The sequence below is a fragment of the Embleya sp. NBC_00896 genome (genome assembly GCF_045207785.1).
GTDB lineage: Bacteria > Actinomycetota > Actinomycetes > Streptomycetales > Streptomycetaceae > Embleya.
Map to the genome: position 1 here is coordinate 121,910 of NZ_CP108777.1, position 26,863 is coordinate 148,772.

General features: G+C 70.4%; 25 protein-coding genes and 1 pseudogene. 7 read left to right on the forward strand and 19 right to left on the reverse strand.

What is annotated here, in order from left to right; genetic code table 11:
- Positions 1-264 precede the first annotated feature (264 nt).
- Positions 265-930, forward strand: coding sequence for a hypothetical protein (locus tag OG928_RS33765; protein ID WP_331765804.1), 666 nt, complete (start codon positions 265-267; stop codon positions 928-930).
- A gap of 463 nt (positions 931-1,393) precedes the next feature.
- Complete coding sequence (locus OG928_RS33770) at positions 1,394-1,960, forward strand: dihydrofolate reductase family protein (RefSeq protein WP_331765805.1); 567 nt, start codon at positions 1,394-1,396, stop codon at positions 1,958-1,960.
- A 263-nt stretch (positions 1,961-2,223) separates the two neighbouring features.
- On the opposite strand, the gene OG928_RS33775 is transcribed toward OG928_RS33770, so the two are convergent.
- The 7 genes and pseudogenes from OG928_RS33775 to OG928_RS33805 all read right to left on the reverse strand — a co-directional run bounded on the left by OG928_RS33775 (position 2,224) and on the right by OG928_RS33805 (position 8,569).
- Positions 2,224-2,550: a hypothetical protein gene (locus OG928_RS33775; protein WP_331765806.1), complete on the reverse strand. Its 327-nt coding sequence runs from the start codon at positions 2,548-2,550 to the stop codon at positions 2,224-2,226.
- Positions 2,547-2,891, reverse strand: a complete 345-nt coding sequence (locus OG928_RS33780; RefSeq protein ID WP_331765807.1) for a hypothetical protein — start codon at positions 2,889-2,891, stop codon at positions 2,547-2,549. The genes OG928_RS33775 and OG928_RS33780 overlap by 4 nt, the downstream gene beginning before the upstream one ends.
- Before the next feature lie 41 nt (positions 2,892-2,932).
- The gene (locus tag OG928_RS33785; protein ID WP_331765808.1) at positions 2,933-3,343 is read right to left on the reverse strand and encodes a hypothetical protein; all 411 of its coding nucleotides are present in this window, start codon (positions 3,341-3,343) and stop codon (positions 2,933-2,935) included.
- An 86-nt stretch (positions 3,344-3,429) separates the two neighbouring features.
- Entirely contained in the window at positions 3,430-4,557 is a 1,128-nt protein-coding gene (locus OG928_RS33790; RefSeq protein WP_331765809.1) for an alpha/beta hydrolase, read from the reverse strand.
- A gap of 587 nt (positions 4,558-5,144) precedes the next feature.
- Positions 5,145-6,680, reverse strand: a complete 1,536-nt coding sequence (locus tag OG928_RS33795) for an FAD-dependent oxidoreductase (protein ID WP_331765810.1) — start codon at positions 6,678-6,680, stop codon at positions 5,145-5,147.
- A 51-nt stretch (positions 6,681-6,731) separates the two neighbouring features.
- On the reverse strand, positions 6,732-7,424 hold the full coding sequence (locus tag OG928_RS33800) for a TetR/AcrR family transcriptional regulator C-terminal domain-containing protein (RefSeq protein ID WP_331768208.1): 693 nt from the start codon (positions 7,422-7,424) through the stop codon (positions 6,732-6,734).
- 217 nt (positions 7,425-7,641) lie between these two features.
- A pseudogene (locus OG928_RS33805) lies at positions 7,642-8,569 on the reverse strand (zinc-binding alcohol dehydrogenase family protein).
- Between the two features lie 84 nt (positions 8,570-8,653).
- Between OG928_RS33805 and OG928_RS33810 the strand changes: the two are divergent.
- Positions 8,654-9,121, forward strand: a complete 468-nt coding sequence (locus tag OG928_RS33810; protein WP_331765811.1) for a MarR family transcriptional regulator — start codon at positions 8,654-8,656, stop codon at positions 9,119-9,121.
- Between the two features lie 371 nt (positions 9,122-9,492).
- Here OG928_RS33810 and OG928_RS33815 read toward each other — a convergent pair whose 3' ends face one another.
- Entirely contained in the window at positions 9,493-10,101 is a 609-nt protein-coding gene (locus OG928_RS33815; RefSeq protein ID WP_331765812.1) for a TetR/AcrR family transcriptional regulator, read from the reverse strand.
- Positions 10,102-10,195: 94 nt separating this feature from the next.
- Between OG928_RS33815 and OG928_RS33820 the strand changes: the two genes are divergently transcribed.
- Positions 10,196-10,945, forward strand: a complete 750-nt coding sequence (locus tag OG928_RS33820) for an SDR family oxidoreductase (RefSeq protein ID WP_331765813.1) — start codon at positions 10,196-10,198, stop codon at positions 10,943-10,945.
- A gap of 54 nt (positions 10,946-10,999) precedes the next feature.
- Here OG928_RS33820 and OG928_RS33825 read toward each other — a convergent pair whose 3' ends face one another.
- The 8 genes from OG928_RS33825 to OG928_RS33860 form a co-directional block, all read right to left on the reverse strand.
- The gene (locus OG928_RS33825; RefSeq protein ID WP_331765814.1) at positions 11,000-12,583 is read right to left on the reverse strand and encodes a serine/threonine-protein kinase; all 1,584 of its coding nucleotides are present in this window, start codon (positions 12,581-12,583) and stop codon (positions 11,000-11,002) included.
- Positions 12,584-12,733: 150 nt separating this feature from the next.
- Complete coding sequence (locus tag OG928_RS33830) at positions 12,734-14,176, reverse strand: gluconokinase (RefSeq protein WP_331765815.1); 1,443 nt, start codon at positions 14,174-14,176, stop codon at positions 12,734-12,736.
- Positions 14,173-14,796, reverse strand: coding sequence for a hypothetical protein (locus OG928_RS33835; RefSeq protein ID WP_331765816.1), 624 nt, complete (start codon positions 14,794-14,796; stop codon positions 14,173-14,175). The genes OG928_RS33830 and OG928_RS33835 overlap by 4 nt, the downstream gene beginning before the upstream one ends.
- A complete protein-coding gene (gene uxaC, locus OG928_RS33840; protein WP_331765817.1) occupies positions 14,793-16,196 on the reverse strand; it encodes a glucuronate isomerase in 1,404 nt (467 codons plus the stop codon). The genes OG928_RS33835 and uxaC overlap by 4 nt, the downstream gene beginning before the upstream one ends.
- A 317-nt stretch (positions 16,197-16,513) precedes the next feature.
- Positions 16,514-17,215, reverse strand: a complete 702-nt coding sequence (larB, locus tag OG928_RS33845; protein WP_331765818.1) for a nickel pincer cofactor biosynthesis protein LarB — start codon at positions 17,213-17,215, stop codon at positions 16,514-16,516.
- Positions 17,208-18,053 carry an ATP-dependent sacrificial sulfur transferase LarE gene (gene larE, locus OG928_RS33850; RefSeq protein ID WP_331765819.1) on the reverse strand — a complete coding sequence of 282 codons (846 nt, stop codon included), beginning with the start codon at positions 18,051-18,053 and terminating at the stop codon, positions 17,208-17,210. Before larE ends, larB begins: the two co-directional genes overlap by 8 nt.
- 84 nt (positions 18,054-18,137) lie before the next feature.
- Positions 18,138-19,511, reverse strand: coding sequence for a mannitol dehydrogenase family protein (locus OG928_RS33855; protein ID WP_331765820.1), 1,374 nt, complete (start codon positions 19,509-19,511; stop codon positions 18,138-18,140).
- Complete coding sequence (locus tag OG928_RS33860; protein ID WP_331768354.1) at positions 19,508-19,693, reverse strand: hypothetical protein; 186 nt, start codon at positions 19,691-19,693, stop codon at positions 19,508-19,510. The genes OG928_RS33855 and OG928_RS33860 overlap by 4 nt, the downstream gene beginning before the upstream one ends.
- A gap of 99 nt (positions 19,694-19,792) precedes the next feature.
- Here OG928_RS33860 and OG928_RS33865 point away from each other — a divergent pair, with 99 nt between their 5' ends.
- The 3 genes from OG928_RS33865 (at position 19,793) to OG928_RS33875 (ending at position 23,537) form a co-directional block, all read left to right on the forward strand.
- Positions 19,793-21,022, forward strand: a complete 1,230-nt coding sequence (locus OG928_RS33865) for a lactate racemase domain-containing protein (RefSeq protein WP_331765821.1) — start codon at positions 19,793-19,795, stop codon at positions 21,020-21,022.
- The gene (gene larC, locus OG928_RS33870; RefSeq protein WP_331765822.1) at positions 21,019-22,254 is read left to right on the forward strand and encodes a nickel pincer cofactor biosynthesis protein LarC; all 1,236 of its coding nucleotides are present in this window, start codon (positions 21,019-21,021) and stop codon (positions 22,252-22,254) included. The genes OG928_RS33865 and larC overlap by 4 nt, the downstream gene beginning before the upstream one ends.
- 233 nt (positions 22,255-22,487) lie before the next feature.
- Positions 22,488-23,537: a LacI family DNA-binding transcriptional regulator gene (locus tag OG928_RS33875; protein WP_331765823.1), complete on the forward strand. Its 1,050-nt coding sequence runs from the start codon at positions 22,488-22,490 to the stop codon at positions 23,535-23,537.
- Positions 23,538-23,692: 155 nt separating this feature from the next.
- Here OG928_RS33875 and OG928_RS33880 read toward each other — a convergent pair whose 3' ends face one another.
- The 3 genes from OG928_RS33880 to OG928_RS33890 form a co-directional block, all read right to left on the reverse strand.
- The gene (locus OG928_RS33880) at positions 23,693-24,340 is read right to left on the reverse strand and encodes an SGNH/GDSL hydrolase family protein (protein ID WP_331765824.1); all 648 of its coding nucleotides are present in this window, start codon (positions 24,338-24,340) and stop codon (positions 23,693-23,695) included.
- A 65-nt stretch (positions 24,341-24,405) separates the two neighbouring features.
- Positions 24,406-25,266 (reverse strand): TIM barrel protein, encoded by an 861-nt coding sequence (locus OG928_RS33885; RefSeq protein WP_331765825.1) that lies wholly within the window; start codon positions 25,264-25,266, stop codon positions 24,406-24,408.
- A 162-nt stretch (positions 25,267-25,428) separates the two neighbouring features.
- Positions 25,429-26,856, reverse strand: coding sequence for a polysaccharide lyase 6 family protein (locus OG928_RS33890; protein ID WP_331765826.1), 1,428 nt, complete (start codon positions 26,854-26,856; stop codon positions 25,429-25,431).
- Positions 26,857-26,863: the final 7 nt, after the last annotated feature.

Consider the following 26,863-nt stretch of genomic DNA (forward strand, 5'->3'; position numbering starts at 1 on the left):
GGTCCATCTCGGCGCGGGACGCGGGTGCGGTCATCAGGTGGCGGCGGGGCCGGAGGCGGGGCGAGACCCGACCGAAGGCGGCGAGGAACTTCCGGGCTGCGCGGGGTGAGCGGAAGTACGTCATGGCGCGTTCGCCGTGCCACCACCCCGGAGCCGACCGTGTTCGACACGCTCACCGCGTGGCGGAGGCATCGTGCCACGGAGTGGCCGCCGGTCCGCGCGGACGGTACACTGCCCGGCACATCGCGACACGGGGGTTAAGTGATGGACGGAGCGCGAGCGAACCGGGTGGCCCAGCCCGACCGAATCGTGTGGCAGGGCGCCCGTATCGGCCGGATCGCCGTGGGCATGGCCTTCGGCATCGCCCTACTGGCGTTGGCCGGCGCTTTGTTCACCATCCGCCTCACCGCCTCCCAGGGACCGCACCGGACTCGGGAGACGGTCATCCCGCTCGCTATCGCCGCCGTCGGCCTCATCGCCACGCTGATCCCGGCCCGGCTCACGTACGCGCAGGCCAAACGGCGCTTCGAGATCCGCCCCGACGCGCTCGTCCTGCACGACGCGAACGGCACCACGTCGGTGCCCTGGGGCACCATCGCCGAGGTGACACTGACACTGCGCACCACCCAGCGCACGGACGCCGGGACGGTGGGACTACACCTGCGGCTGCACGACGGGACGCTGCTCGCCCGCACCATGTACTACGTCGAGGAAGGCATGTTCCGGGCCCTCGCCCACGATCTGCGCCCGGGACCGGCCGCCCACGGAGTTCCCTACACCGTTCACGGACCGCAAGTGATCACCGACGAGATCGCAGCCCTGGCCGCGAGCGCAAGGCCCCCCGTACCGCCCCGACCACCCGCACGGCCGGCCCCGCCACCGCTCGGCCCCCTGCCCACCCCGCCCTACCCACCCGCACCGCCACCGTGACGACAACCCACCTCCTCTCCCGCCCGTCTCCGGCAACCACACCGAATGGCCGTCATGTGCGGCGGAGGACCCGGCCCCGCAGTACCAGGGGAGGATGCCGCGAAACACGATGGTGTGTGTCCCTTCGGTGGCGCCGCGCACGCGGGCCCGCGCTGTTCGATCAAGGTCGGCGCGGCGGCGGGTGTTCGGGGCGGATGGCGTAGGGCGCGGCCGGCCGAGCGGCCGCCGGCTCGGGCTGTGGCCGGTCGCTCGATCTCACGCCATGGGCGCTGTCGGTCTTCGGTGGGCCACCCGTTCTCCTCGCGAGGGCGAGGTCGAGATCAGGCGGCTTGTCCGAGTCGGCCGAGTACACGACGCTGAGCCCCGAACACGAGGGCTACCGGCGAGCCCGGATCGCGCACCGATGAGTTTCCCGCGCCGCGCGGGTCTATACGCCGGACACCCACGCACGGAAGGCTGAGCCATGCGGAAACTGATCTACGGCATGAACCTGACCCTGGACGGCTACATCGCCGCGGCCGGCGACGACATCGGCTGGAGCGGACCGCCGAGCGACGAGCTGTTCCAGTGGTGGCTCGACCACGAGCAGGCGAGTGGCCTGTCGCTGTATGGGCGCAAGCTGTGGGAGACGATGAGCTCCTACTGGCCGACCGGCGACCAGCAGCCCAACGCCACCCCGGCGGAGATCGAGTTCGCGCGGAACTGGCGGGACACGCCGAAGGTGGTGTTCTCCTCGACGATCGACAAAGTCGACTGGAACACGCGCCTGGTCACCGGCGACGCGATCGCCGAGATCACCCGGCTCAAGGCCGAGGACGGCGGCCCAATGAACATCGGCGGCGCAACGCTCGCCGGGGCGGCCATGCGCGCCGGGCTGATCGACGAGTACGCGATCGCCGCCCATCCGGTCCTGGTAGGCGGCGGCACGCCGTTCTTCACCGCGCTGGACAGCTGGGTGAACCTGAACCTGGTGGAGACGCGGACGTTTCCCGGCGGCGTGGTCCTGACCAGGTACGAGACGAAGCGCTGAGCAGCAGCACCCACTGTCCCGTCTCATTAGATCTTGCAGAGGCGGGGCTGTTGACCTGCGGGGTGACAGGTTGACCTGCGACTCACTGGTGGAGTGACGAGGCGTCGCGGATGATCCGAAGGTGGTGCTGGTGGCGTGTCTCATGGATCACGCCGGGATAATGCCACCTGAGCAGGGCTTTGTCAGGATGGTGAGACGCTTGACTCCCGGTTTCGCACGGAAGATGGCAGTTTCCTGATCAGAGGCCACAGCAGTGGACGTGCTCAGGAAGGATGTCGCCGCTGACGATCCTGAAGCTGCCGACGGGCGGTCGACCAAACGATCTCGAACTCATCGGCCGACAACCACTGCGGGTCGTGCCCCTCCCACTCGGAGATGGGTAGTTCCGCAGTCAGACCGTAGACACTCTCGTAGTCAGCCAGCTGACCGGCACTTTGGGCTTCTTGCCACTCGGCCGGCGACGCGGCGGCCAGAGCCTTGCTGCCGGGCTCCTGCAACTCGACCTGCCGGATCACGTGCCCATCCGTGTCCAGCTCGAAGTAGAAGCAGACGGCCTCCTCGTCCCAGAAGCAGCGAAGCCAGCGCGTCACTGGTTCACCGTGTCGAAGGGCTCGTCGTGCCAGCGCCAGCCGGCGGTGCCGTCGTCGTGGATGTGCAGCATGAACTCGGCGACGGGATTTCCGTCGGGAAACGTCATGGTGAGCGCACTGCGGATCCGGAAGTAGCACTCGTCGATCTGCTCCCAGGCCTCTTCGTCGATGGCCCGCTCCTGCTCCGCGAACAGCGGACGGAACTCTTCAAAGCCGGGAAGTGTCTCGACGTCGGCGTGCATCCAGGGCCAATCGGCGCCGGTCACCGCCAGCCGCGCAACCTCATGGTCGCCGCGGTGGAGCCGCCAGACACTGCCGGTGGCCAGATTCTGGTTGCTCATGTCCCCATGATGGCAATCACCACTGACATTGACGCTGATACTCAGGTTGGCTGTGAGATCCCCTCGTCGACCACAGGCTCGCCCATCTCACGCAGCGGAAGCTGGTGGGGTGCGATGTTGAGTCGCCGTGCCGCTTCGGTGGGCAGTTGGGGGTGGTCTCGCCAGTATGCCGAGGCGAACAAGCCGGTGAGAACGACGGCTTCGGGGTAGGTGACCACTTCGATCCGGGCCTCGGTAGGACGGTTGGGATCACCCAAAGGGTCTTCGCCCAGCATGTCGAGTCGACGGATCCAACGCTGGCGAACGGATTCATCACTACGTTCACTGGCGAACCACCTGGTCAAGCGGTTGCGGGCGTCGATGTAGGCCAGCGCGGTTGAGGGATGGGTGCCCCGGCGGACGATCCGGTGGTGCCGGAGGTTGGCCCGCAAGACCTCGGGCAGCCGTGTCAACTCGTGCTTCGACGAAAGGTCCCTGGCCCAGCTGGGGCCCGGCTCTCCGGGGGCAGACAGGTCAGCTGACCATGCCACGGGGCGAGTCAGGACATCGCGTCCTTGATCCACTGGAGGATCGCCGCGTTGGTCGTGGGCGCGTTCTTGTGCAGCTGCACGTCGTGGCCGCTGTCAGGCACGACGATGGCCTTGAGGTCGGCCTTGTCGGAGTAGTACGGCCGCTCGTTGGTCAGCATCGACTCAGGCGTGCAGGTGCCGGGGGTGCAGTATTGGTCCTTGTCACCGACGACCAGGAGGGTCGGCACCTTGATCGAGCGGGAGGGGGACTGTGCCGGAGGAAGGTTTGTGCTTTCCGAGTCCACTGCGGTGCTCACGTCCTTGAGGCGTTCGTCCGCCTTGATGACGGCCGGGTCGGTGTTGGGGGCGTAGTAGAAGAACTGCCGCATGCCGGCATTCGTCGTCAGGTAGCCGGGATCGTTGATCTTGCCATGGAACTTGGGATCGTCCATGGCCTTGATCTCGAATGGGACGTCCTCTCCAGGCCCCTCGTCCGACGGCTCCTCGTCGCGGACGACGTGGCTCATGCTGGTGAGCACGAAGGCGTCGATGTCGTCGTTGTACTTCTTGGCCAGGTCCCAGGCCATGGACGAGCCCAGCGAGTGGCCGACCCATACGATCTTGTCGAACCCGCGGTCCTTGATCTGCCCCGCACGCAGCTTGGTGATCACTTGGTGGATGGCCTCGGTCCCGGAGTCGAGGGTGTAACGCGAGCTGGGCGGCAGGGTGCTCTTGCCCGTGGCGAGCCGGTCGATGTTGAACGTGGAGAAGCCGTCGTCGAGGGCCTTGGAGACGTACGAGTAGCGGGAAGACTTCACCGGCATGTCGTAGTAGCTGTGGTTGTAAGTGGAGCCCGGCACGAGCAGCTGAACGGTCTTGCTCGTCTTGCCGCCGTTTCGCGGCTGACACAGCTCTCCGTATATGTGGGCCTTGCCTATCTTCCTGACCGTTACCGGGACCTGCACCTCGTAACAGCGGGCGTCAGGGTGCCTGCTCTGTACTGCGCTTGCGGCGTACGCGGTGTCGGCTTGCGCGAGGGGTTCCGCCTGTGCGGAAGTGATCGCCGGCACGGCGAGCCCGGCTGCGGCGATCGCAGCCACGGAAGCGACCATTACCTTGGCTTTCGTCGACATGGTGCGACGCTGACGTGTGGTCATGTTCATCTCCAAAGGGCCGAAGAGGGGTCATCGGCGCGGGGCACGGGGCCGTAGCCAGCCGCCGCTGGGGCGCGCGCGATGAGGAGGGGCCGGCCGTCCGGGAACGGTCCGGGGCCGTTCAGGGCTTGGTGCCCGCGGCGAAGGTGGTGGCCTTGCTGACTCCCCCGTGCTGCGGGCAACATCGTGGTGCGCGAATGGGAGCTTGACGGTGGGGAGTTGCCCAGCGTGCGTCGGCCTCAGGACGCCGTCCAGGTTTACGTGCGGGGGTTGATGACCCCGAATCACAGCGACGGCATCAGATACCCGAGACGGCCATGGCTCAAAGCTGGGCGGAAGCAGCCGTCTCGGGCAGAGGCAACCTGTAGCATCAGGCGGTGCGCTCAGAAGTGGGCGTAGTACGCGCGGACCAGGGCGAGCGTGAAGTCTTCCTCCATGAGCGCGCCTCTCTCTGACCGTCATGGGACCGCGGTCTGTGGTGTGTTGCTACGGCCGGGCCCCGGACACGAGCCCGGCGACGGCCCGCCGCAGAGGCGGCTCCTGCCGCGGTTTCGCGCAGCGATCTGTCCAGCCGGAGCGGGTCCGTGGCTTTAGTTCTGCGGGCTACCGAACCAACGGTTCGCGGCCTGCTGGAATGCCTCAAGGTCGGGGGCGTGATCGTCTGCCCAGGCCACGACGCCGTCCGGGCGGATGAGCAGGGCGCTGAATCCGAGGTCGTTGCGTGCCGTGCCGGCCGCGTACTGGATCCGGCCCTCCCAGCTCTTGGCCACACGTTGTAGCGCGTGGTCGCCGCTGAAGTCGAGGACCACGCCCCGGCCTTGGCGCAACAAGTCACCGAGGCGAGTGCCGTCCTCGAAACAGAAGTCAGGAGCGGTGCAGCCGACGAGCGGCTGCGCGCTGCCCAGTTCGTAGCGGTTGAACAGCCCGGTCGTCTTCCGGTAGGCGAGGGTCGTTCCGTCCGTGGTGCTCAGAAGCTCGTGGACCAACTGCCGCAGCGCGGGAGCGTTGGGGCCGGGCTTCATGGTGGCCACCTGGGCGCGTGACCAGTCCAGGATCGCGGCGCCTACGGGGTAGCGCTCACGGGTGTAGGTGTCGAGCAGGCCCTCGGGCGCGGTGCCGTGCACGGTCGCGGTCGCGGTCGCGGCGAGCTTCCAGCCAAGGTTGGCGGCATCACCGATGCCGAGGTTGAGCCCCTGGCCGCCGAGGGGGGAGTGGATGTGCGCGGCGTCGCCGGCGAGCAGCACGCGGCCCTTGCGGTAGGTCGTCACCTGCATCGCACGGTCCGTGAAGCTCGATGCCAGCTGAACATCGGTCAGCGTCACGTCGGTATCGGTGATGCGGCGCAGGACCTCCTGGAGGTGCTCGCGAGTCAGAGGCTTCGAGCGGTCGAACGTGCCGCCGTCGAAGTCCATCATGCCCAGGTGCCCCTCGAAGGGCGTACGCAGATACATGCCGTTCGGCGTCAGGTTGAAGCCGAGTGGCAGCTGCTGCGGGTCGGCGAAGGTGACGCGCGCGACGTATCCGGTGAAGAGCGGGTCCGTGCCGACGAAGTCGAAGCCGGCGAGGCCGCGCACCGTGCTGCGTCCGCCGTCGCAGCCCACCAGGTAGCGGGCCTGGTACTCCTGTCCGCCTGCCGTGACGGTGACGGACTCGTCGTCCTGCGTCACGGCTATGACGGGAGCGCCCCGGAGGATGTTCACGCCGAGCGCGATGGCGCGCTCGGCCATGACCGTGCTGACCGCTTCGAGGCTGGTCATGAAGCCTTCCATCGCCGGGCTGGACAGCCGGAACGGGAGGGCGGATACGTCGATGTCGGCCGCGTCAAGGCCCATGCCCGCGAAATGGCTCACGTCTCGGGGGCCCGGCGCCTCGATCGCGTCGGGGGCCGCGCCGACCTTCTTCGCATCGGCGCCCGAAGCGTTGATCACTGCTTCGAGCAGGCCGCGGCGGTAGAACGCCTCGGCCGATCCGGCGCTCAGGCCGCGCAATCCGAGCGGGAGCGCCCTGTACGGCGAGGTGACCTCCTCGTCCCGCTCCAGCACCAGGACGGAACAACCGCCCAGGGCGAGCTCGGTGGCCAGGAACAAGCCGACCGGGCCACCGCCTGCAATCACTACGTCACGCATGAGAGATGCCTTTCTGAGAACACACGCCGGGGACCCGCCCGACGGGGCGGGTCAACCGAGCCGGGTCAGGCCATCGAGGACGATGGCGATGCCGGTGAGGAACTGCTCGCGATCGTCGTGCTCCCTGATCTGGCCGACGATGGCGTGCATGAACGGGTAATCCTCGGGAGCGAGGCCCTGCCAGGCCGTCGCCGTCGCTCCGAGAAACTCGGCACGGTCGGGCTGGACGGTCGAGGTGTCACCGTCGATGCGGGCGTTCTGGCTGACGGCCCCGAGGATGTAGTGCACAAGCGTCGAGGCGGCGTCGAACCAGGAAGCCTGTGGCACACCCAGCGCACCCACCTGCCGGCCGATCCGTTCGAAGATCCCCACCGTCACTGGGCCGAATGGCTTCCGGACGATCTGCAGAGTCAGCCGTGTCGCGAGCCACTGGTGCTCGGCGATCGCGTCGAACAGTGCCAGCGCGACGGTGCGGATCTCGTCCTCGGGCGTGGCCGCAGCCCCGGCGGGCTTGGCTGCCAGTGCGGCAGTGACGACCGTTTCCGTTGCCGTGTCCAGCAGTTCGTCACGGCTGCCCACCCGGTAGTAGATCGCCCCGGACCCGGTGGACAGGCGCTCGGTCAGCGCTCGAGTGGTCAGCGCGCTCTCGCCGCCCGCATCGAGCAGCTCGATCGCAGTCTCGATGATCTGCTCCCGGGAGAGCACCTGGTTACGCCGCTGAGGCCGGCTGGTTCTCGTTGCCATGCCGCCACAGTGACACATTTGGAGCGGTGCGCCAAATTGGTGCACTGCTCCAACTGGGGCAACGGTCTACTTTGGCGTACTTCCAAACGTGCCCAGGCGCTTGTTCGACTGAGGTCAGGTGGTGGGCGGAGGAAGCCGCGGTCTCTTTGTTTTGCCTGGCTGCCTGCCGCGTGGAGCGGCGGCAGGCAGCCGGAACACGTGAGGTGGGCCGAGGGCTTCAGGGCACGAAGACCAGGCGCTCGCTGGTCTTCTCGGACCATGCCTGCGCGATCTGGACCAGCGGCACGGCACGGGCCTGGACGTCGATGGTGCCCTCGGTCACCGCTTTCGCCAGCTCGGGCAGTTCGGCGATGAAGTCACGGGCAGGGACCGAGCCGATGCCGCTGCCCACGATCTTCAACCGTGCCGCACGCAGCGCCGCGGAAGGTATCGGGGCGGACTCGCCCGCCATGGAGCCGATCTGGACCCAGGTCAGCGGGGCAGAGCGGTCGGCACGGGCGGTAAGCATCGCAAGCATGGCGCCGGCGGCGGGGGCGCCCCACACGAAGTCGAGGACGACGTCGACGTCGGCTGCTGCGGCGATTTCGTCGAAGGCGAGCGCCCGGGTCCGCGCCGAGGTCGGGCAGCGCCTTGAGGCGGGTGGCGTCGCGGCCGACGGCGAAGACCTGGGCGGCGCCGAACCGCTTGGCGATCTGGACGGCCATGCGTCCGGCACTGCCGGTCGCGCCGAGGATGAGAACGCGCTGCCCCTCGCGGAAGGTGACGCGGCGGCGCAGGGCGACCCAGGAGGACATGCCCGGGTTCATCGCGGCGGCGATCCGGACGGGATCCACGTCGTCGGGCAGGACGACGCTTCGGCGTGTGTCGATCACGGTGCGCTCGGCGAAGGTGCCGAGGTTCGTGTCGTCCAGGGCCGCGTAACGCACGCGGCCCGAAGAGTCGCGCACGACGCCGTCGACGCCGGGCACCAGCGGGAAGACGCCGGTGGCGGAGTAGTGGCTGCCGTCCGCCTTGGCCCGGGTCAGGTGGTGCAAGCCCGCCGCGAGGACGTCCACCACCATCTCGTGCTCGCCCTGGGCCACAGGCTCGGGGTGCTCGCCGTAGACGGGCGGCGCGTCGAACGCCGTGATGACCGCAGCATGCATGAGGAACTCCCACGGGTTGATTTGTAATACCAATCACTTAGAGAGTTGTTGGTAATGCAAACAATGTCAAGTAGGGTGGCATTCATGGTTCCCGACGACTCCACGGACGCCCTGGTCGACGGCTTGGTCCGCAGCGCCTTCCAGGTCATGGGCGTTCTCACTCGCATCGGCGCCGAGCACGACCTGTCCCTCACCCAGCTGCGCGTGCTCGGCATCTTGCGCGACCGACGCCCCCGCATGAGCGACCTCGCGGCCTTTCTGGGCCTGGACAAGTCGACCCTGTCCGGCCTCATCGCCCGCGCCGAACGGCGCGGGTTGCTGACACGCGGTACCGGCCCCGACGACAAGCGCGCCGTCGTCGTCCTGATCACCGACGCCGGACGCGACCTCACCCAGCGCCTGTACGAGGAAGTCCGCGACACCCTCGCACCGGCCACCGGTCGACTCGATCCAAAACAGCGCGAGCAGCTCGCTCAGCTGCTCGAGCCGCTCCTCACCCCGCCCCTGTCGGCAACGCCGCGTCCCGAGCGCCCGGTGCGCGGCACGCCCTGAGTCCGGGACCGCTGCCGGCGCCGGCCCGGCGCACCGACGCCGACACGCACGAAGCGAACCTCGCGGAAGCTCTCGACCAGCTCATGTGCCGCGCCCGCACCGGGCAGGCCACCCGAACCGAGCACAACCCCGCCGCGGCCCGCTCCCTGCACGAAGGGCGGGAGCAGGACCTCGGCGACGTGGGCCCCGGGACGGGCGAAGAATCGCGCGTCCCTCGGGGTGCAGGGGCCCGCGCCGGCGCGCAAGATGTCCTGGGCGGGGGTACGGCGGCGCGTGCGCGAACCGCAGGCCGTTCGGCGGCAGGTGCCGGGTTTGTGAGAACCGGCCGTTACAGCGAACAGTTGCTCGCGAAGACGAACGCCGGGCGGTTCTCAGGAGAGCGGCCAGTTGCGTAGGGCGGCGTCGGCCATCTCCTGGAGCTCATCGCGGCCGACACCGCTCGCGGCTTGCACGGCGATGCCGAATGCCAAGGTGGTGACGTAGCGGGCCAGTAGCCCCGGATTGCTCTCCGGAGGCAGGTCGCCGTCATCGACGGCTCGCTGGAACCGCTCTCGGACGCAGGAGCAGCCGTTGTTGCGCCAAGCGACGAGAAGGTCACGGACTCCACGCCCGGAGTCGCCGACGGCCAGGGCGCCCTGGACGCCCAGGCATCCGTGGGGGTGGGCCGGGCGGGTGGTGGTTCGAACGGTGCCGGCCAGGATCGCGGTGACGACGCCGCGGGCGGTCGGTTCTTCCAGGGCCCGGTTCAGGTATGCGCCCGGGCCTTCGGTGTAGCGCTCCAATGCCTTGCGGAACAGCTCCTCCTTGTTGCCGAAGGCCGCGTACATGCTGGTGGTGGAGATGCCCATCGCGGCCGTCAGGTTGGCCAGGCTGGCCCCGTCGTAGCCCTGCTCCCAGAAGACCAGCACGGCGCGCTCGAGAGCTTCGTCGGCGTCGAATCCTCGCGGTCGACCGGTCGGGCCGCTCTGTTTCGTCTCCACTCCCGCAGTCTACCCATTCCGCATCGATCGATGCGGAAGTGCTACCGTTCGACTTCAGCAGCGATCGATGCGGAAGTCGAGAGAGGTTGTTCACATGGGACTGCTTGACGGTAAGACCGCCCTCGTCACCGGGGGCGGCACCGGAATCGGCTTGGCCAGTGCCATACGGCTGGCGGCCGAGGGTGCACACGTGTTCATCACCGGCCGGCGCAAGACCGAACTCGACACGGCCGTCGAAGCAATCGGGTCATCGGCTACCGCGGTGATCGGCGACATCTCGAACCCGGCCGACCTGGACCGGCTCTACGAGACGATCCGCAGCCGGGGACGGGGCCTGGACGTACTGTTCGCGAACGCCTCCGTCGCCGCGTTCGCGACGCTGGAACAGATCACCGAACAGCACTTCGACGCCCTCTTCGACATCAACGTCCGGGGCACGCTGTTCACCGTCCAGAAGGCACTGCCACTGCTCAACGACGGCGCCTCGGTGATCCTGAACGGCTCTACCAACGTGGACGTCGGCGCGGAGGCGTTCGGCGTGTACGCGGCGTCCAAGGCCGCCACCCGATCGTTCGCACGCACCTGGGCCAACGAACTCAAGGGACGCGGCATCCGGGTTAACACCGTCACGCCCGGCCCGACCGATACTCCTGGTCTGTCGGGGCTCGCTCCCGACCCGGAGCAGGCCGCCGGCCTCAGGCGGCACCTGGCTACGCAGGTGCCGCTGGGCCGGCTCGGGCGCCCGGAGGAGATCGCCGCCGCCGTGGCTTTCCTCGCCTCCGAGCAGAGCAGCTTCATCACCGGTTCGAGCCTGTACGTCGACGGCGGCCTGAACCAGATCTGATTTCCCTGGCCGCACATCCGGCGAGGATGGCGGCGCCCGGCCGACCGGGCCCGCTCAGGTGGACGAGCCCCCGGCAGCCTCGCTCGCAACCCGGCCGGGCGCACGGAGGGCGCCCTGCCGCAGCGGCGCGAAGGTGATTCGGTGTAGGAGGCGGGCCTTCTCGTCCTCGTGCATGCCGCATGCCATGGCCGGCTTCGCGCCTTCGTACATCGCCGCCTTCCTGGTGCGGTAGACCCACACGTCCAAGCGGCCCGACCCGCTGTATCCGCGATGGGCAAGGGTCCACACCGCCGACGCCCTGATGAACGCGCACTGAGAAGCCGACCGACGAGAACTCGAAAGTGGCAGGCCATCTTCGACGGCACCCGGTGGGCCCGGACCGTCAACTCTCCAGCCACGCGACGGCCGTGGGCGCCAAGCCCGCCCTGGCCGTCTTCGACGGCAAGCTGCGCGTCGTCCACCGGTCCGAGCGCCGGCCGGGTTCGGGACCAAACGCAACAATGCGTTCCACACTGTCCAGATCAGGGCCAGTGGGAGGAAGACGGGGAGGAAGGTCGCGCCGACGATCCGGTAGGAGGGCCTGCCATGGCCTTTCCAGCGGTAGAACATCGCCGCCAGCCCCAAGAGCACCGCGACCAGGACGGAGGCGACGAGGGAGGGGGCGAAGACGGAATCGCGACCTCTGAGAACGGCGATCCGGGAGCAAACGAATGCGATGACCCCGAGTGCGGGCACCAGGAAGCAGGTCCCCGTGATCAGACGGCCCGCACGCCCCGCCCGGGACACCGCCGCCGTCGTCTCGGTCGACGTCGCGGGCGCGGTCGACGGCTGGGGTGGGCGCGATGGCATGGGCATCGCCGCTGTCATCGTGCGCGTGCCGGCGTGCAGGATGGCCAGGGTGCTGTCGACGGTCGGCCGGTCCTCGGGGTTCTTGGCGAGGAGGGCGGTGACGAGGGAGGCCAGGACGGGGTCGGCGTGCCGCATCGGCGGGGGTTCGTGGAGGGCGACCGCGGCGATGGTGGCGGTGGGGGTCTCGCGTCGGAACGGGGAGATGCCCTCCACCGCCTGGTACAGGGTCGCCCCCAGCGAGAACAGGTCGCCGGCGGCCTGGTCCCGGGTGCCGTGGAGGCGTTCGGGCGCCATGTACTCGGCGGAGCCGATGACGCCTCCCGCGGCGGTGAGTCTGGTGTCGGTCTCGTGGACGGCGATACCGAAGTCGGTGAGCAGCACCTGGCCGTCGTCGGTGAGCATCACGTTGGCCGGTTTGAGGTCGCGGTGCACGATCCCGGCGGCGTGGGCGGCCTGCAGCGCCTTGAGCAGCGCGGTCGCGACCTCGACCGCGCGCGGGGCGGGCAACGGCCCGTCCGCGCGCAGGCACTCCTCGAGGGATCGCCCCTCGACCAGGCGCATCACGACGAGATCACGCTTCGGATGAAGCCGTGGGACCCTCACGGCGCCGGCGGAGCAGCGAGAGTCCAATCCCCGGTCCGACTTCGACGAGGGCACCCGCCGCCGCGTACGACCGTGGAGCGGACGGCCCGTTCGCCGATGTGTCCGCCGCGCGGTCTCGCCCGTGAAAGTAACCCTGTGGGAAGTCCCCACCCGCCCCTGACCGGTGACGTCTGCGAGGAGATGCACGCGACGCCGCCCGGCACCCGACCGGCCCGGCGCTCCCGCAGCCCGACTCGAACCAGCGTCGGGCGCCTGGTGAAGAACCTCGCCTTGCTGTGGCGCGGGCAAGGCCGGTGACGATGTCGGCCGCGTCGACGCTCGGGGATCGGTCGTCGGTCACTCCGCTCTTCGACGCATCGAGCGGTATTGCTCGGCATCGTGAGCACTGACGGATACCGGTTCGCCTGCGGCGTATGCAGAGTCCAACAGGGCCGGGGCGGTGTCGAGACGAGAGGCGCGCCCCAGCGCGTACAGGCCCAGTGCCGCAGCACCGAGAGCGGTGCCTTCCGCGCCCGAGGAGAACACCGTGGGTCGGTCGAGTGCGGCGGCGACCACGCTCTGCCACAACGGCGAGCGGAAGGTGCCGCCGGTGATGCGCACGGAGGTGATGGGATGGACGCGGTCCAGGTCGGCGACGATTTCCGCGAGACGAAGAGCGGTTCCTTCGACGGCGGCGCGCACGAAGTGGCCGCGGGTGTGCTGGTGGGTGAGCCCCAGATAGGCGCCGCGCAACTGTGGGTTCCACAGCGGTGAGCGTTCGGGAAGCAGGTAAGGAAGCATGACCAGGCCGTCACTGCCGATGGGTACCGCTTCGGCCAGTTCGAGCAGCTCGGTGTCGCGTCGTGGACCTGCTTCCACATCGGAGGCGAATACGTCTCCGGCCCAGCGGACCACGCTGCCGCCGTTACTGACCGCGCCGCCGATCACCCAGATCGAGTCGGTCAGCGCGTAGCTGAACAGTCGGCTCTCCGGATCCGCGTACGGTTCGGTCGCCACGGTTCGCACCGCACCGCTGGTGCCCAACGAGAGTCCGGCCACGCCGGGGGCAATCGCCCCGGTACCGAGGTTGCCGAGGGGGCCATCGGCTGCGCCCGTGACGACGGGAGTGCCGGCGGGGATACCGGTTGCCCGCGCCGCGGCGGGCGAGAGGTCCAAGACTGCCGTGGTGGGCAGTATTCGGGGCAGTTGCTCGGGCCGGACACCGGTGAGCCGTAGCGCCTCGGGGTTCCACTGTCGTGTTGTCATGTCCAGCATGCCGGTTCCGGAGGCAGAGGACAGTTCGGTGACGAGATGGCCTGTCAACTGAAGCAGGACATGGTCCTTCAATCCGGCCCACCAACGGGTTCGCGACCACAGCTCCGGTGTTTCCTGGCGGAACCACAGCAGTTTGGTGAGTGGGGTCATCGGATGGACGGGAGTGCCGGAGACGCGCTGTAGTTCGGTTGCCTGCCCGGAGAGGTGCAGTTGCCACGCCTGGTCCACGGCACGGTCGTCCGCCCACGTCACCAAGGGTGTGAGTGGGTGTTTGCGGTCGTCCAGCGCGAGCAGGCCGTGCATCGCCGTACCGACGGATATCGCCACGATGCGCGAGCCCGTGCAGGCGTTCGCGCATTCGCTCAGGACGTGGGTGATCGCGGCCGAGACGTGTGCCAGGTTCTGGGCGGGACCGGGCGGGCACTCCCGGGTGGCGAGATGTCGCCGGGTGGAGCCGAGCCGGAAAGCGACGGCTTTGACCGCGGTGGTCCCGACATCGAGGCCGATGACGACCTCGTCGGTCATATGAGGTCCCCGGCCCGGGCCGTGACCGCCGGCAGTGCGCTGTCGAGGCCGCCCTCGGGAGTCTGGCCGTCGCCCGCTTCGGTGACGGTCGGCGCGACGACCGCCGGGTCCGGTGACGACCGGTCGGTGAGCCGAGTGGCGGGGTCCGCACCCGGATGCGCCGCGCCGACCGACGCGATCGGCTCGCACCGGTCGCCGTCGCTCCCCCGGGTGATCAGGGTGTACATGCCGCCTCGGGCGGTCGGGCGCCGGGCGTTGTCGGTGCCGCTGCCGGTGCCGGTGCCGGTGCCGGTGCCGGTGCCGGTGCCGGTGCCGGTGCCGGTGCCGGTGCCGGTGCCGGTGCCGGTGCCGGTGCCGGTGCCGGTGCCGGTGCCGGTGCCGGTGCCGGTGCCGGTGCCGGTGCCGGTGCCGGTGCCGGTGCCGGTGCCGGTGCCGGTGCCGGTGCCGGTGCCGGTGCCGGTGCCGGTGCCGGTGAAGGAGGCGATGCCCCGGTGGGCGGTGTCCGTCGCGTGCCCGGTGTACCCGGCCTGGTGTGCCCGCGAGAACCCGCCCGGTCCCGGACGGAGGATGCGAAGCGGCGCCGGACGCCCGCCGAGGGTGCGGGTCGAGGCGGTGATCACAGCTTGAACGCCTTTCGCGGGTTGACCGTGACCAGATCCACGGCCGTCTCCATCGCCTCGTCCTCGTCGAGTCGGTGCTCGGCGACCAGTTCGGCGAGATAGCCGCAGTCCAGCCGCCGCGACATGTCGTGCCGGGCGGGGATGGAGCAGAAGGCTCGGGTGTCGTCCACGAAGCCGGACGTCCGGGAGAATCCCGCTGTCTCGGTAACCGCGCGGCGGAACCGGCGGATGGCGTCGGGGGCGTCGAGGAACCACCACGGGGCGCCCGCGTAGACCGAGGGGTAGAACCCGGCCAGCGGAGCGATCTCCCTGGTGAAGACGGCCTCGTCGAGGGTGAACAGGATCAGGTGGAATCCTTCGGCGGTTCCGTACCTCTGCAGGAGTGGACGCAGGGCGTCGGTGAACTCGGCGCGCAGCGGGATGTCGTGGCCGGTGTCGGGACCGAACCGGTCGTGGGTGGGCGCGTGATGGTTGCGGCGCACGGATGGGTGCAGGGTCATCACGAGGCCGTCGTCGCAGGACATGCGGGCCATCTCGAGCAGCATGTGTCGACGGAAGGCGACACCCTCGGCTTCGCTCGCCGTGCCCCGCAACGCGGCCCGGTAGATGCGGGCGGCCTCGCCGTGGGTCAGCGGTTCGGTGCCCACGTCCGGGTGGCTGTGGTCGGCGGAGGTGGCGCCGTGCGCGATGAAGTGGCGTCGTCGGTTTTCCAACGCCCGGATGTAGCCGTCGTAGTCCGAGGTGTCGATGTCCGCGGCCTCGCCCAGGCGCGTCACGGCCGTTCCCCAACCCTGACCGGGTTCCAGGTAGCGGTCGGGTCGGAAGGTGGGCAGGACCCGCGCCGTCCAGTCGGGGTCGGCGGCCAGTGCCCGGTGAGCGGCCAGATCGTCCGCGGGGTCGTCGGTGGTGGCCAGCACCTCGATGCCGAAGCGGCGGAACAGTGCCCGCGGGTGGAAGGCCGGATCGGCCAGCCGCGCGGCGATCCGGTCGTAGATCCGGTCGGCCGTGGCCGCGGCGGGCCGCTCGGTCGCGCCGAAGATCTCGACGAGTTCCGCCTCCATCCAGTAGCGGACAGGGGTCCCACGGAAGGCGGTCCAGTGCTCACACATCGTGCGCCACACCTGGCGGGCCTGCTGTTCGGACAGTGGCCCCTGCCCTACTCCGAGTTCGTCGAGCGGGACACCGCAGGCGTGCAGCAGGCGCGTGACGTAGTGATCGGAGGAGATCAGCAGACTCGCCGGATCGCTGAACGGCTTGTCGTCGACCAGCAACCGAGGGTCCACGTGACCGTGCGGCGACAGGATCGGCAGGTCCCGGACCGCTTCGTAGAGACGGCGGGCGACTGCGCGTGCTTGTGCGTCGACGGGCAGGAGCCTGTCGGGATGGAGTGAGGAGGGCATGCTCCCCATGGTTGTCCGCAGCCGGAGGCCACGGCAATCGGTTGTCATGTGTTGCCGCGAGAGCCTGTGTGCGGGGGTGGGCACAGGCGCCGATCAGCAAGGCCTGTCGACGACTTGGGCCATGCGTGGGACCGAGCGCCCTGCCGCCCTGACGCAGAAAAACCCCGACGACATGGATCGAGGTGGGGTGGGATATCGGGACGCCGCGGGCGTGCAGGCGACTGCGCGGTCCGCCGCCCGTCTCGCGTCCGATCATGGACCTCGGGTCGGGGCGGGTCCTCGAAAACCGCTGGGGGGTAGCCGGCCACGGCGCGGGCTCATTCCCGGCCGTCCGACCCCCACGATGGAGCGCCGCCCGCCGGCGTGAGGGGTGCCGCGATCTGCGCGGCGAGGTGCCCGGCCCCGAAGCCGTTGTCGATGTTGACGACCGCAACCCCGGGGCTGCACGCGTTGAGCATCGACAGCAGGGGTGCCAGGCCGCCGAAGGCCGCTCCGTAGCCGACGGAGGTCGGCACCGCGACGACGGGCGCGGCGATCAGCCCCGCCACCACGCTGGGCAGCGCGCCGTCCATGCCTGCGGCAACCACCACGACCCGGGCGGAACGCAGCAGGTCGAGCATGCCGATCACGCGGTGGAGTCCGGCAACGCCCACGTCCACGGCCAGCTCACAGTGCCGTCCCAGATAGCGGGCGGTCAGTTCGGCCTCGAGGGCCACCGGGAGGTCGGAGGTGCCCGCCGCCAACACGACCACGAGACCTCCCTCCGGAGCGGGGGGTTCGGGCGGCCACACCAGCAACCGGGCGTCCGACTCGTGACGGGCGTCGGGCAGTTCGGCGAGGACGGCCCGGGCGTGCTCGGGACCGGCGCGAGTGAACAGGGCCACCGCCCGGCCGCGCTCGCGCAGCTCGGCAGCGATCGCGCCCACCTGGTCCGGGGTCTTCCCCTCGCAGAAGATCGCCTCCGGATATCCCCTGCGGTCGATCCGGTCGTGGTCGAGACGTGCGAACGATTCAGCCATGGCGGACTCCGATCAGGGAAAGCGTGAAGGCGCCCGATTGCATGCCGGCGAGATCGACGGCGACCATCCGGAACCCGGCGGCACGGACCACCGCCAGGGCCGCCTCGCGCAGGTCGCCCGCGAGCGCCGCGATCTCGGCGACGGGCACCTCGATCCGTGCGACATCGCCGTGGTGGCGGACCCGGCAGTCGCTGAAGCCCAGCTCGCGCAGGCCCCGTTCCGCCGCCTCCACCTGTCTCAGCTTTTGCGGTGTGACCTCGCTGAAGTGCGGGATCCGCGAGGCCAGACAAGGCGCGGCCGGTTTGTCCGCGCACGGTAGGTCCAGCGCGGCGGCGATCCGGCGGACCGCCGCCTTGTCCAGGCCCGCGTCGGCGAGCGGGCGCAGCACCCGGTGGCGCATGGCGGCCCTGCCGCCGGGACGGTCCGCACGCACCACGTCGTCGGCGTTCTCCCCGTAGGCGACGGCCGTCAGGCCGTGCGCCCGGACCACCTCCGCGGAAATGCGGGCGAACAACTCGTCCTTGCAGTGGAAGCACCGGTCGGGGCCGTTGGCCCGGTAGGCCGGCAGGTCGCCCTCATGGGTGGCGACCTCGACCACGCGCGCACCGATCTTCGCGGCGACCCGCAGCGCTGCCGTCCGCTCGTCCGCGGCGAGGCTGGGCGAGACGCCGAGCACCGCGACCACGCGATCGGCGCCCAGCGCTCGGACGGCCAGGGCCAACAGCACGGAGGAGTCCACTCCTCCGGAGAAGGCCACACCGAGCCGTCCGGGCGTGTGGAGCAGTGTCCCGACGCGGTCGGCGGCCTCGCTGTCGGTGTCGGACAGTCCCGGAAGCATGACGTGCTTCTCCTCCTGCTGATACTTGTCGGTCCGGGCGATGTCCCAGGTTCCCGACGTCCACGCCGATGACGACGTCTTCGGTCAGGCGAGTTCCCAGGCGCGGGCGGTGAGCGCCTCGACCAGCTCGGTGTCTCGGGCGAGGGCGGGATCGAGGAAGGCCAGCACGGCGTGCGCAGCGTCGGACGGTGATCCGGTGAGGACCGGGGCTGCGGCGTCTCGTACGGGGATCCCGTTGCTTCCGAGCAGGTGCAGCATCCACGCGGCGATGACGCGGAGCGCGCCGGGCGGCATCGCCCCGGACGTCCGCTCGGCGTAGAGCGTCGGAAGGACGCGCACCGGGATCTTCTGGGCCCCGTCCTCGGCGATCTTGGCGAGGGTGTGCCGGATGCGCGGGTTCGCGAAGCGGGCCGTCAGCGCGTCCCGGTAGGCGGCCAGCGCGGTTTCGGGGAAGTCCAGGTGGGCCGAGGCCTCGTCCCACCATTCACGCACCCAGACCCGGCAGACCGGATCGGCCACGGCCTCGGCGACGGTGGCGTGCCCGCGGAACGGCGCCGCGTACGCCAACAGCGAGTGGGCGCCGTTGAGCAGCGACAGTTTGCGTTCCTCGTACGGCGTGACGTCGGCGACGAAGCGGGCACCGGCGTCCTCCCAGCGGGGCCGCCCGGCCGGAAACTCGCCGCTGAGCACCCACTCGGTGAACGGCTCGGTGACGACGGGGACTTCGTCGCGGCGCCCGGTCGCGTCGCGGACGGCGGCCACGTCGTCCGGGGTGGTCCACGGGGTGATCCGGTCGACCATGGTGCCGACGTACGAGGCGTGCGCGGCCGCCTCGCGCCATTCGGGGCGCCCGATCGCGTCCGCCATTTCGCCGATCACCCGTGCGGTGACCTCGCCGTTTCCCGGCAGGTTGTCGCACGGCACGACAGCCACGGGGCCGCCGCCCGCGCGCCGCCTGGCGGCCAGCCCGGCCAGCAGCCGCGCGGCGACTGTCGATACCGGGGCCTTCGGATCGGCGCGGAGTGCGGTGATATCGGCACTCACATCGGCGCGTCGGGTGTCCAGGCCGCCCCCGGGGGCGCGTGCGTACGCCGCCTCGGTGACCGTCAGGGTGACCACCGCGAGTTCCGGCCGCCGCCAGTGGTCCAGCCACGCGGCGTGGTCGCCGCCGGAGTGCGCCGAGGTAAGCGAACCGACCACCTCGAAGCGGTCGCGGTCGGGAGCACGGGTGACCAACGTGTAGAGCCCGTCCTGGGCGGTCAGCCGCTCGGCGATCGCGGTGCTGCGCCCGGTGAACGCCGCGATCCCCCACCGGTCGGCGTCGCCGGCGTGCTCGGTGTACCAGGCCTGGTGGGCCCGGAAGAAGCCGCCCAGGCCGAGGTGGAGCATGCGCACCGGCGCGGCGGGGCGTCCGTCGACCGCGCGGGACAAGGGCCGGGTCGCGGGTTGGGCGGTCACAGTTCGAAGACCTTTCGCGGGTTGACGCTCACCGGTTCCGCCGCCGCCTCGAATGCCTCGTCCCGGTCGAGCCGGTGCGGTGACGGGATCGGCAGGTCGCGCGCCGTCTCGTACCGGCGCCGGGCGAGAGCCCGCACACCGGGGTCGACGGGGAGTGGTCGGTCGGAGTGGAGGCTTGGCATGACGGCATGTTCGCTGCCGTCGGCCCGGCGCGGCAACCGGTTGCCATGTGTTGCCCTGGGCACTTGCACCGCGTCGGACGCCATGGTCCTCTGGCCGCCATGACAGCACAGATCGGTGGGCCGGGCGCGGTCCTTCCCGAGGCCCAGGTGCGAGCCTTCGTCGCCGAACAACTGGCCGGCGAGGATCTCGACGGCCGGAGCGTATGCCTGGTGGTACCCGACGGCACCCGCAGTTGCCCGCTTCCGCTGCTGCTCGCCGCGGTGCACGACGCGCTGTACGGCCGGGTCTCCCGGTTGACGGTGCTCGTCGCGTTGGGTACGCACGCGCCGATGGGCGAGGCCGAATTGGCCGCCCACATCCCGCCGCTGCCGGGCATGACCGTCCTCAACCACGAGTGGTGGAAGCCGTCGACGTTCGCCTCGGTCGGCACGATCGGCGCCGAGCGCGTGGCCGAGTTGTCCGGCGGGCTGCTGCGCCAAGAGGTCGACGTGCGCCTCAACCGGGCCGTCGTGGAGCACGACGTGGCCTTGGTCGTCGGCCCGGTCTTCCCGCACGAAGTGGTCGGCTTCTCCGGCGGGGACAAGTACTTCTTCCCCGGCGTCGCGGGCGCCGACATCATCGACCTGTCGCACTGGCTCGGGGCCCTGATCACCAGCGCGGAGATCATCGGAACGCGCGGCATCACCCCGGTCCGCGCGCTGATCCACGAGGCGGCCGCGCTGATCCCGAGCCGCAGGCGCGCGCTGTGCGTCGTGGTCGAATCCGGCACCGGGGCGCTGCACTCGATGGCGTACGGGACCCCGGAGGCGGCCTGGTCGGCGGCGGCCGACGTGTCCGCGCAGGTCCACGTCCGCTACCTCGACGCCCCCGTGCGGCGTGTGGTGTCCGTGATCCCGGAGAAGTACGAGGACATCTGGACCGCGGCGAAAGGCTTCTACAAGCTCGAACCGGTCGTCGCGGACGGCGGCGAGGTCGTCCTGTACGCGCCGCACGTGCGGACGATCTCCGCGATGCACCCGGAGATCGAGGACATCGGCTACCACTGCCGCGACTACTTCACCAAGCAGTGGGACCGCTTCAAGCACCTGCACTGGGGCGTCTTGGCGCACTCCACACACCTGCGCGGCGCGGGCACGTACGACGAAGAGCGCGGCGAGCGCTGCCGGTTGACCGTCACCCTCGCGACCGGCATTCCCGAAGACGTCGTCCGCGGGGCGAACCTCGGCCATCTGGACCCCTCCGCGGTGGACTTCGCGGCGCTCGCCGCCGACCCGGACACACTCGTCGTGCCGCAAGCCGGCGAGGTCCTGCATCGGTTGCGCCCATGAGGGCCGCGTGGGTCGATGCGTCCGCCGGCATCGCCGGGGACATGCTGCTCGCCGCCCTCGTCGACGGCGGGGCCGCGTTGAGCACCGTGCGTGCCGCGGTGGAGGCGGTGGTCCCCGGCGAGGTACGCCTCACGCAGACACAGGTCACCCGCGCCGGTATGCGAGCGACACGGATCCAGGTGACGCCGAGCGACGACGACCACGCACACCGAACGTGGCGTGATGTACGCCGCCTCATCGAGCAGGCACCCCTGGCCGATCCGGTCCGCACGTCGGCACTCGCCGCCTTCGGTCGCCTCGCCGTCGCCGAGGCACACGTACACGGCACCACAACGGAAGAGGTGCACTTCCACGAGGTGGGTGCCTGGGACTCCATCGCCGACGTCGTCGGCGTCTGTGCCGCGCTGCACGACCTCGCCGTGACCGATCTGACCGCAGGTCCCGTGGCGTTGGGCGCCGGCCGCGTCACCACCGCCCACGGCGAACTCCCCGTCCCCGTCCCTGCGGTGGCCGAACTCGCCGCCGAGTGGCAAGTGTTCGCGGGCGGCGAGGGCGAACTCGCCACCCCCACCGGCATGGCGCTGCTCACCACCCTGGCCCGCGAGTGCTCCCCCCTGCCACACCTGCGTCTGGAGCGAACCGGCATCGGGGCCGGCAGCCGCGACACCCCCGGACGCCCCAACGTCACCCGCGTCTTCCTCGGCACCCCGGCCCCCGCCACCACCCTCGAATCCGCCTCCGACGCCTCCGAAGCCGTCGTCCTGGAAACCAATATCGACGACCTGGACCCGCGCGCATGGCCCAGCGTCCTCACGTCCCTCATGGAGGCCGGCGCCTCGGACGCCTGGCTGACCCCGATCCTCATGAAGAAGGGCCGCCCCGCGCACACGCTCTCCGTCCTGTGCCCACCGCAAGGCGCCCAACCCCTCCGTGACGCCGTCTTCCGCCTCACCACCACCCTGGGCGTACGCGAACGGCCGGTCCGCAAAACCGAACTCCAACGAGGCTGGACCCACGTGGACGTCCTCGGCAGCCGCCTCCCCGTCAAGGTGGGCCACCGTTGCGGCAGAATCCTCCAAGCAACCCCCGAGTTCGCCCCCGCCGCCGCCCTCGCCGCCCGCCTCGGCCTTCCCGTCCACACCGTCCTCGCCGCCACCACCGCCGCCGCCCACCAAGCAGGCCTGACCTCCAGCGCCCCCACCCCGCAAACGCTCACCCCCGAACCCGCCTGAATGCGCGGCGCCGCCGCGGGCGCCTGTCTCGCCCGTCAGCGGGGGACCGCTGTTCGGGCAGCCGGGTGGCCGGCGGCGTAGCCGTTTGACGACGGCTGCGCCGGGGTGACGGCGTCGAAACGGAGTACAGTGCGCTCCCGCCCACCATCCGATGGGCAGCCATGGCGTCGTCCGATACCGGGTGTCGCCGCCCCAGACCTGCGGCTTTCCCACGAGAACGGAAGTGAGATCGGGTGAGCGAGCGTGACGGCGCGCCGACCGCCGCGACCGGTGGGAGCAAGGCACCGACGATCTACGACGTAGCCCGGGCCGCAGGGGTGGCCGCGTCCACCGTGTCCCGGGCGTTCGCCAGGCCGGGCCGGGTCAACGCGGCGACCGCGGAACGCATCCGGCGCGTTGCCGCGGAGCTCGGCTACCGCGTCAATCCGTTGGCGTCGGGATTGCCCACCGGCCGCACCTCGATGCTCGCGTTGGTGGTTTCCGACGTGACCAACCCGTTCTACGCCGAGATCATCCGGGGAGCCGAGTCCGCCGCCGCCGAGGCCGGCTTCGTCCTCTTGCTGATCGACGCCCAGGAGTCCGACCGGGTGGAACGCGCCAGTCTGGAGCGGGCGTTGCCCGCCGTCGAGGGACTCGTGCTGGCGGGTACCCGACTGTCGGACTCGGCCATCCGCATGATTGCCAAGCAGCGGCCGGTGGTCGTCCTCAACCGGGACGTCGCCGACGTCCCCAGCCTCACCCTCGACAACCCGCACGGCATGCTCGTGACCGCGGAACATCTGGCCCGGTTGGGTCATCGCACGGTGACCTACGTGGCCGGCCCGGAGGCCTCGTGGGCGGACGGGATGCGGTTGCGGAGCCTGCGCGAGGCGGCGACCGGGCTGGACATGCGGGTGCAGCGCGTGGGCCCGTTCGCGCCGACGGTCGCAGGCGGTCGCGAAGCCGCCGACGCGCTCCCCGACGACCTGCCGACCGCCGTCGTGGCCTACAACGACCAACTGGCGATCGGGGCCATGCTCGCTCTCCAGGCACGCGGCGTCCGAGTTCCCGAGGACGTCAGCGTGGTCGGCTTCGACGACATCTTCCCGACCCGCATCGTCAGGCCCGGGCTGACCACCGTCGCCGCCCCGCTGCGCGCCCAGGGACAGGCTGCCGTCGACGCGCTGCTGTCCTCGCGCGGCAACCCGGCACCGCGCACCGGCAAGCCCATGACCTTGCCGGTAAAGCTGGTCGTCCGTGACTCGACGGCACAGGCGCGGCGCACGCGGCGTCCGAGCTCGTAAAGCGGTACGGGCTCGCGGATCGCGGACCCCGGCCACCGCTCCATCCGCAACCAGCCCTGGAGGAGAGCCGACCGGGCGGTGACTGCACCGGATCCAGGGTCTGCACGGACGCGAGCGCGCATCCGACGCTCCGGTGGTGGTGACCGGCGGCGCTGCTACCGCCGTGCGTCCGCGGCCGTGGGAGCGACCTCGGCGAGCCAGGCGTCGGCGATCAGCCGATGCCCAAGAGGGCTCGGGTGGACGCCGTCCGGGGCCAGCTCCGCCGGCTCCCGGTCCTGCGCCGCGCGGGGCAGCACGAGGTCCGCGCGAACCACTTGGGCTGCGTTGTGCGCAGCGGCCCGCAGGACGGCGTCGGTACGCGGCGACAGGTCCTCGAACCAGCGTTCCTGGTCCGGCCCGGCCGGAAGCAGGAACGGGGTGATGACGACCAACTGTGCGGACAGCTTCCGCGCGGTGGCCGCGAGCAGGCGGTCGAGGCACGCCTCGAACTCGTCGACCGGACTGGGCAGGTTGCGGTCGTAGCGTCGCCAGGTGTCGTTGATGCCGATCTTGACCGTGACGACCGTGGGCCGGTGGTCCATGACGTCGGTGTTCCAGCGGGATTCGAGGTCGTACACGCGGTGGCCGTTGATCCCCCTGTTGATGACGCGGGGGCCGGGTCCGTCGTGCGCCCGCTCGCGCAGAGTCCGCGCGATCTCGTGGACGTATCCCTCGCCGAGCGATGCGGGATCCGCACGATCGCGGCCCGCGTCGGTGATGGAGTCGCCGATGAACAGGAGCGTGTCGTCGTCCTCGAGTTGCATGCCTGCCGTCCTGGCGTCTTGGTGGGTGGGCGGGCGACGGGACATCTCACTCGTGCCCTGCCGGATCACAGTCGACCACGTCGGATCGAGGAGGTTTGTGCTGCGGCGCGCCTCAGGGTCTCGGCCTCGCGCGCAAGCACCGCGGAGTCGTCTCCGGGGACGAACTCCAGGAGCGCCTCGACACCCCGGACCGCCGGCAGGCCGAGGGCTGCGGTCCACAGGTCCCAACGGTCCGCCAGCGGCAGTCGGTTGTTGCCGGGCCACCACGAGAAGACATGCACGGCGGTGACCCGGTCGCCGAGTTCGACGAGCCCTGCCAGCGCCTGCTCGTCGGGGGTGTCCTGCGGCGGCTGCCAGTACGTGCGGACGTTGTCCGCGCCCACCTCGTCCAGCAGCCGGACGGTCGAGGCGACGGTGTCGGTGAGCGTTCCGCCGTGGAACTCCGGCGCGAGCTCCAGGCCGTGGTCCGCGGCGATCCGGGCCGCCTCCCGCAGGCAGCGCACGGTTTCGTGCCGCTCGTCCGGCAGGGCGGACCGCGATCCGGTTCCGCCCGCCCAGACCCGTACCCGGGATGCCCCGAGCAGAACGGCGGCCCGGGCGACAGCGGGAAACCCGGCCAACTCGGCGGGGGTGGCGCGAAAGTACGAACCGTACGAGCAACAGGCCAGCCCGTAGCGGTCGGAGACCTCACGGACCGCGCGGACCGTGCCGGGCTCCCCCGCGGGCGCGTGCACGTCCGCTCCCCACTCGATCACCTCCAGGCCCGCGTCGGCCGCGCGTCGCGCGACCTCGGCGGCGGGCAGCCGGCGGAAGGTGACCGAGCACAGGCCCAGACGGGTCCGCCCGCCCCCCGCTGTGTCCGTCGGCCCGGCCGGCGGGCGGAGCGGGGGGCGCTCCGCCGCGCTCCGGGTGCTCTCCTCGGTCATGGCCCTGCCTTCCTGCGGTCGGCCTGCGGATGGTCTGCGATCGCCCTGTGGGGATCCGACCCGGTCCGCCCGCACGGGGGTCGGGCGGACCGGGTCGGATGGACCGGCGGGGTCGGGTGGACGGACCGGTCAGGTGTGCGGTGCCCCGTCACCGGTGGTCGCTCAGGGGGCGTTCGGGCCCACGTCCGCGGCGGTGAGGGGGTGCCGGAGTGCGTGCGTCGTCGCGTACTCGTCGGCACCGATGTCCCGTACGCTGCCGCGCTGGTCCCCGTCGATGTCGTCGGCCAGGACGATGCCGCCCAGCGTGGCCGCGCCGATCGCCGGGCTGCTTGCCGTGAGCCGCAGAACACCGTCCGCGCCCTGACTGAGCCGGGGGTCGGCCCGGATGAAGCTTCCGGCGGGGATGTTGCCGTTGGCGGCCGCCCCCCACAGCAGGTTGCTCTGCCAGGTGAAGCCGGAGGTGGCTCCCATGGCGACGAGGCTGCCGGAGTCGCCGACCAGCAGGTTGTCGGCGATGGTCACGTCCTGCGGCTCGAACGCCCGCGTCTCGCCCGACAGCATGCCGGTGTTGTTGATCAGGGAGTTGTGCGCGATCACCGCGCGGTCGCAGGCGTCGTTGCCCCGCCGCTGGGTCTCCGTCTCACTCGGGGTGTGGTCACGGGTGCTGCCGCTGCCGACCACCAGGGCCCGGCCGGACAGCCCGCTGAGGTAGTTGTTGACGATCACATGGTCGTTGCCGTAGATCCGTACGCCGTCGGTGCCGCCGATCAGGTAGTTGCCCTCCACCGTCGAACCGTTGCCGTGCCGCAGCACGATGCCGCCGCGGCTGTCGCGGATGGTGTTGTACCGGATGGTGTTGCCCGAGGACTTCACCGAGATGGCCTCGGGGTCGCCGTCGCAGCGCTCGAACAGGTTGTACTCCACCTTTCCGCCGGCGTCGGCCAGGGCCCGGCCGCTGACGCCGAAGCGGATGGGCTCGCCGCCGTTGTCCCCGGTAAAGCTGTGGTCGGAGAAGTGGTTGCGGAAGATCTGCACGTTCTGCGCCATGTCGATCTTGTTGGGACCGTCGACGACGACGAAGATGCCCGCGGTGGTCTTGTTGTGGAAATGGTTCCGGTCGATCTTCGTGTCGTTCGCCCGGACGACGACCCAGTACGGATCGCCGCTGTCCGCGAACTGGAAGTCGTTGCGGGTCAGCCGGATCGCCGAGCAGTTCGTCGGGATCTCGAGCGTGGTGCTCTGCCGGAAGGCGAAGCCGCTGATCACGATGTTGCTCGAATTGCTGAGCACGAAGCCGCGTGCGCCCTGCAGCACCACACCGCCGCGCGTCTTGGTCACGATGGTGATGGGTGCGGCGCTCGTGCCGTTCTTGTTGGAGATGTTGATCGAGCCGCCCGAGGGGACCGTGTAGGTTCCGTCGGCGACGACGATCCGGTCACCGGGTGCGGCGCCGTTGATCGCGCTCTGAAGCGCCGCGAGGGAGGAGACCGGGATATCGGCCGCCGATGCGCTGCCCGACAGCGAGGTGGTGAGGGGTACCGCGGCAAGTGCGGCCACGGCCGAGCTCTTGAGGAACGTGCGTCGTTGCATGGTGCCT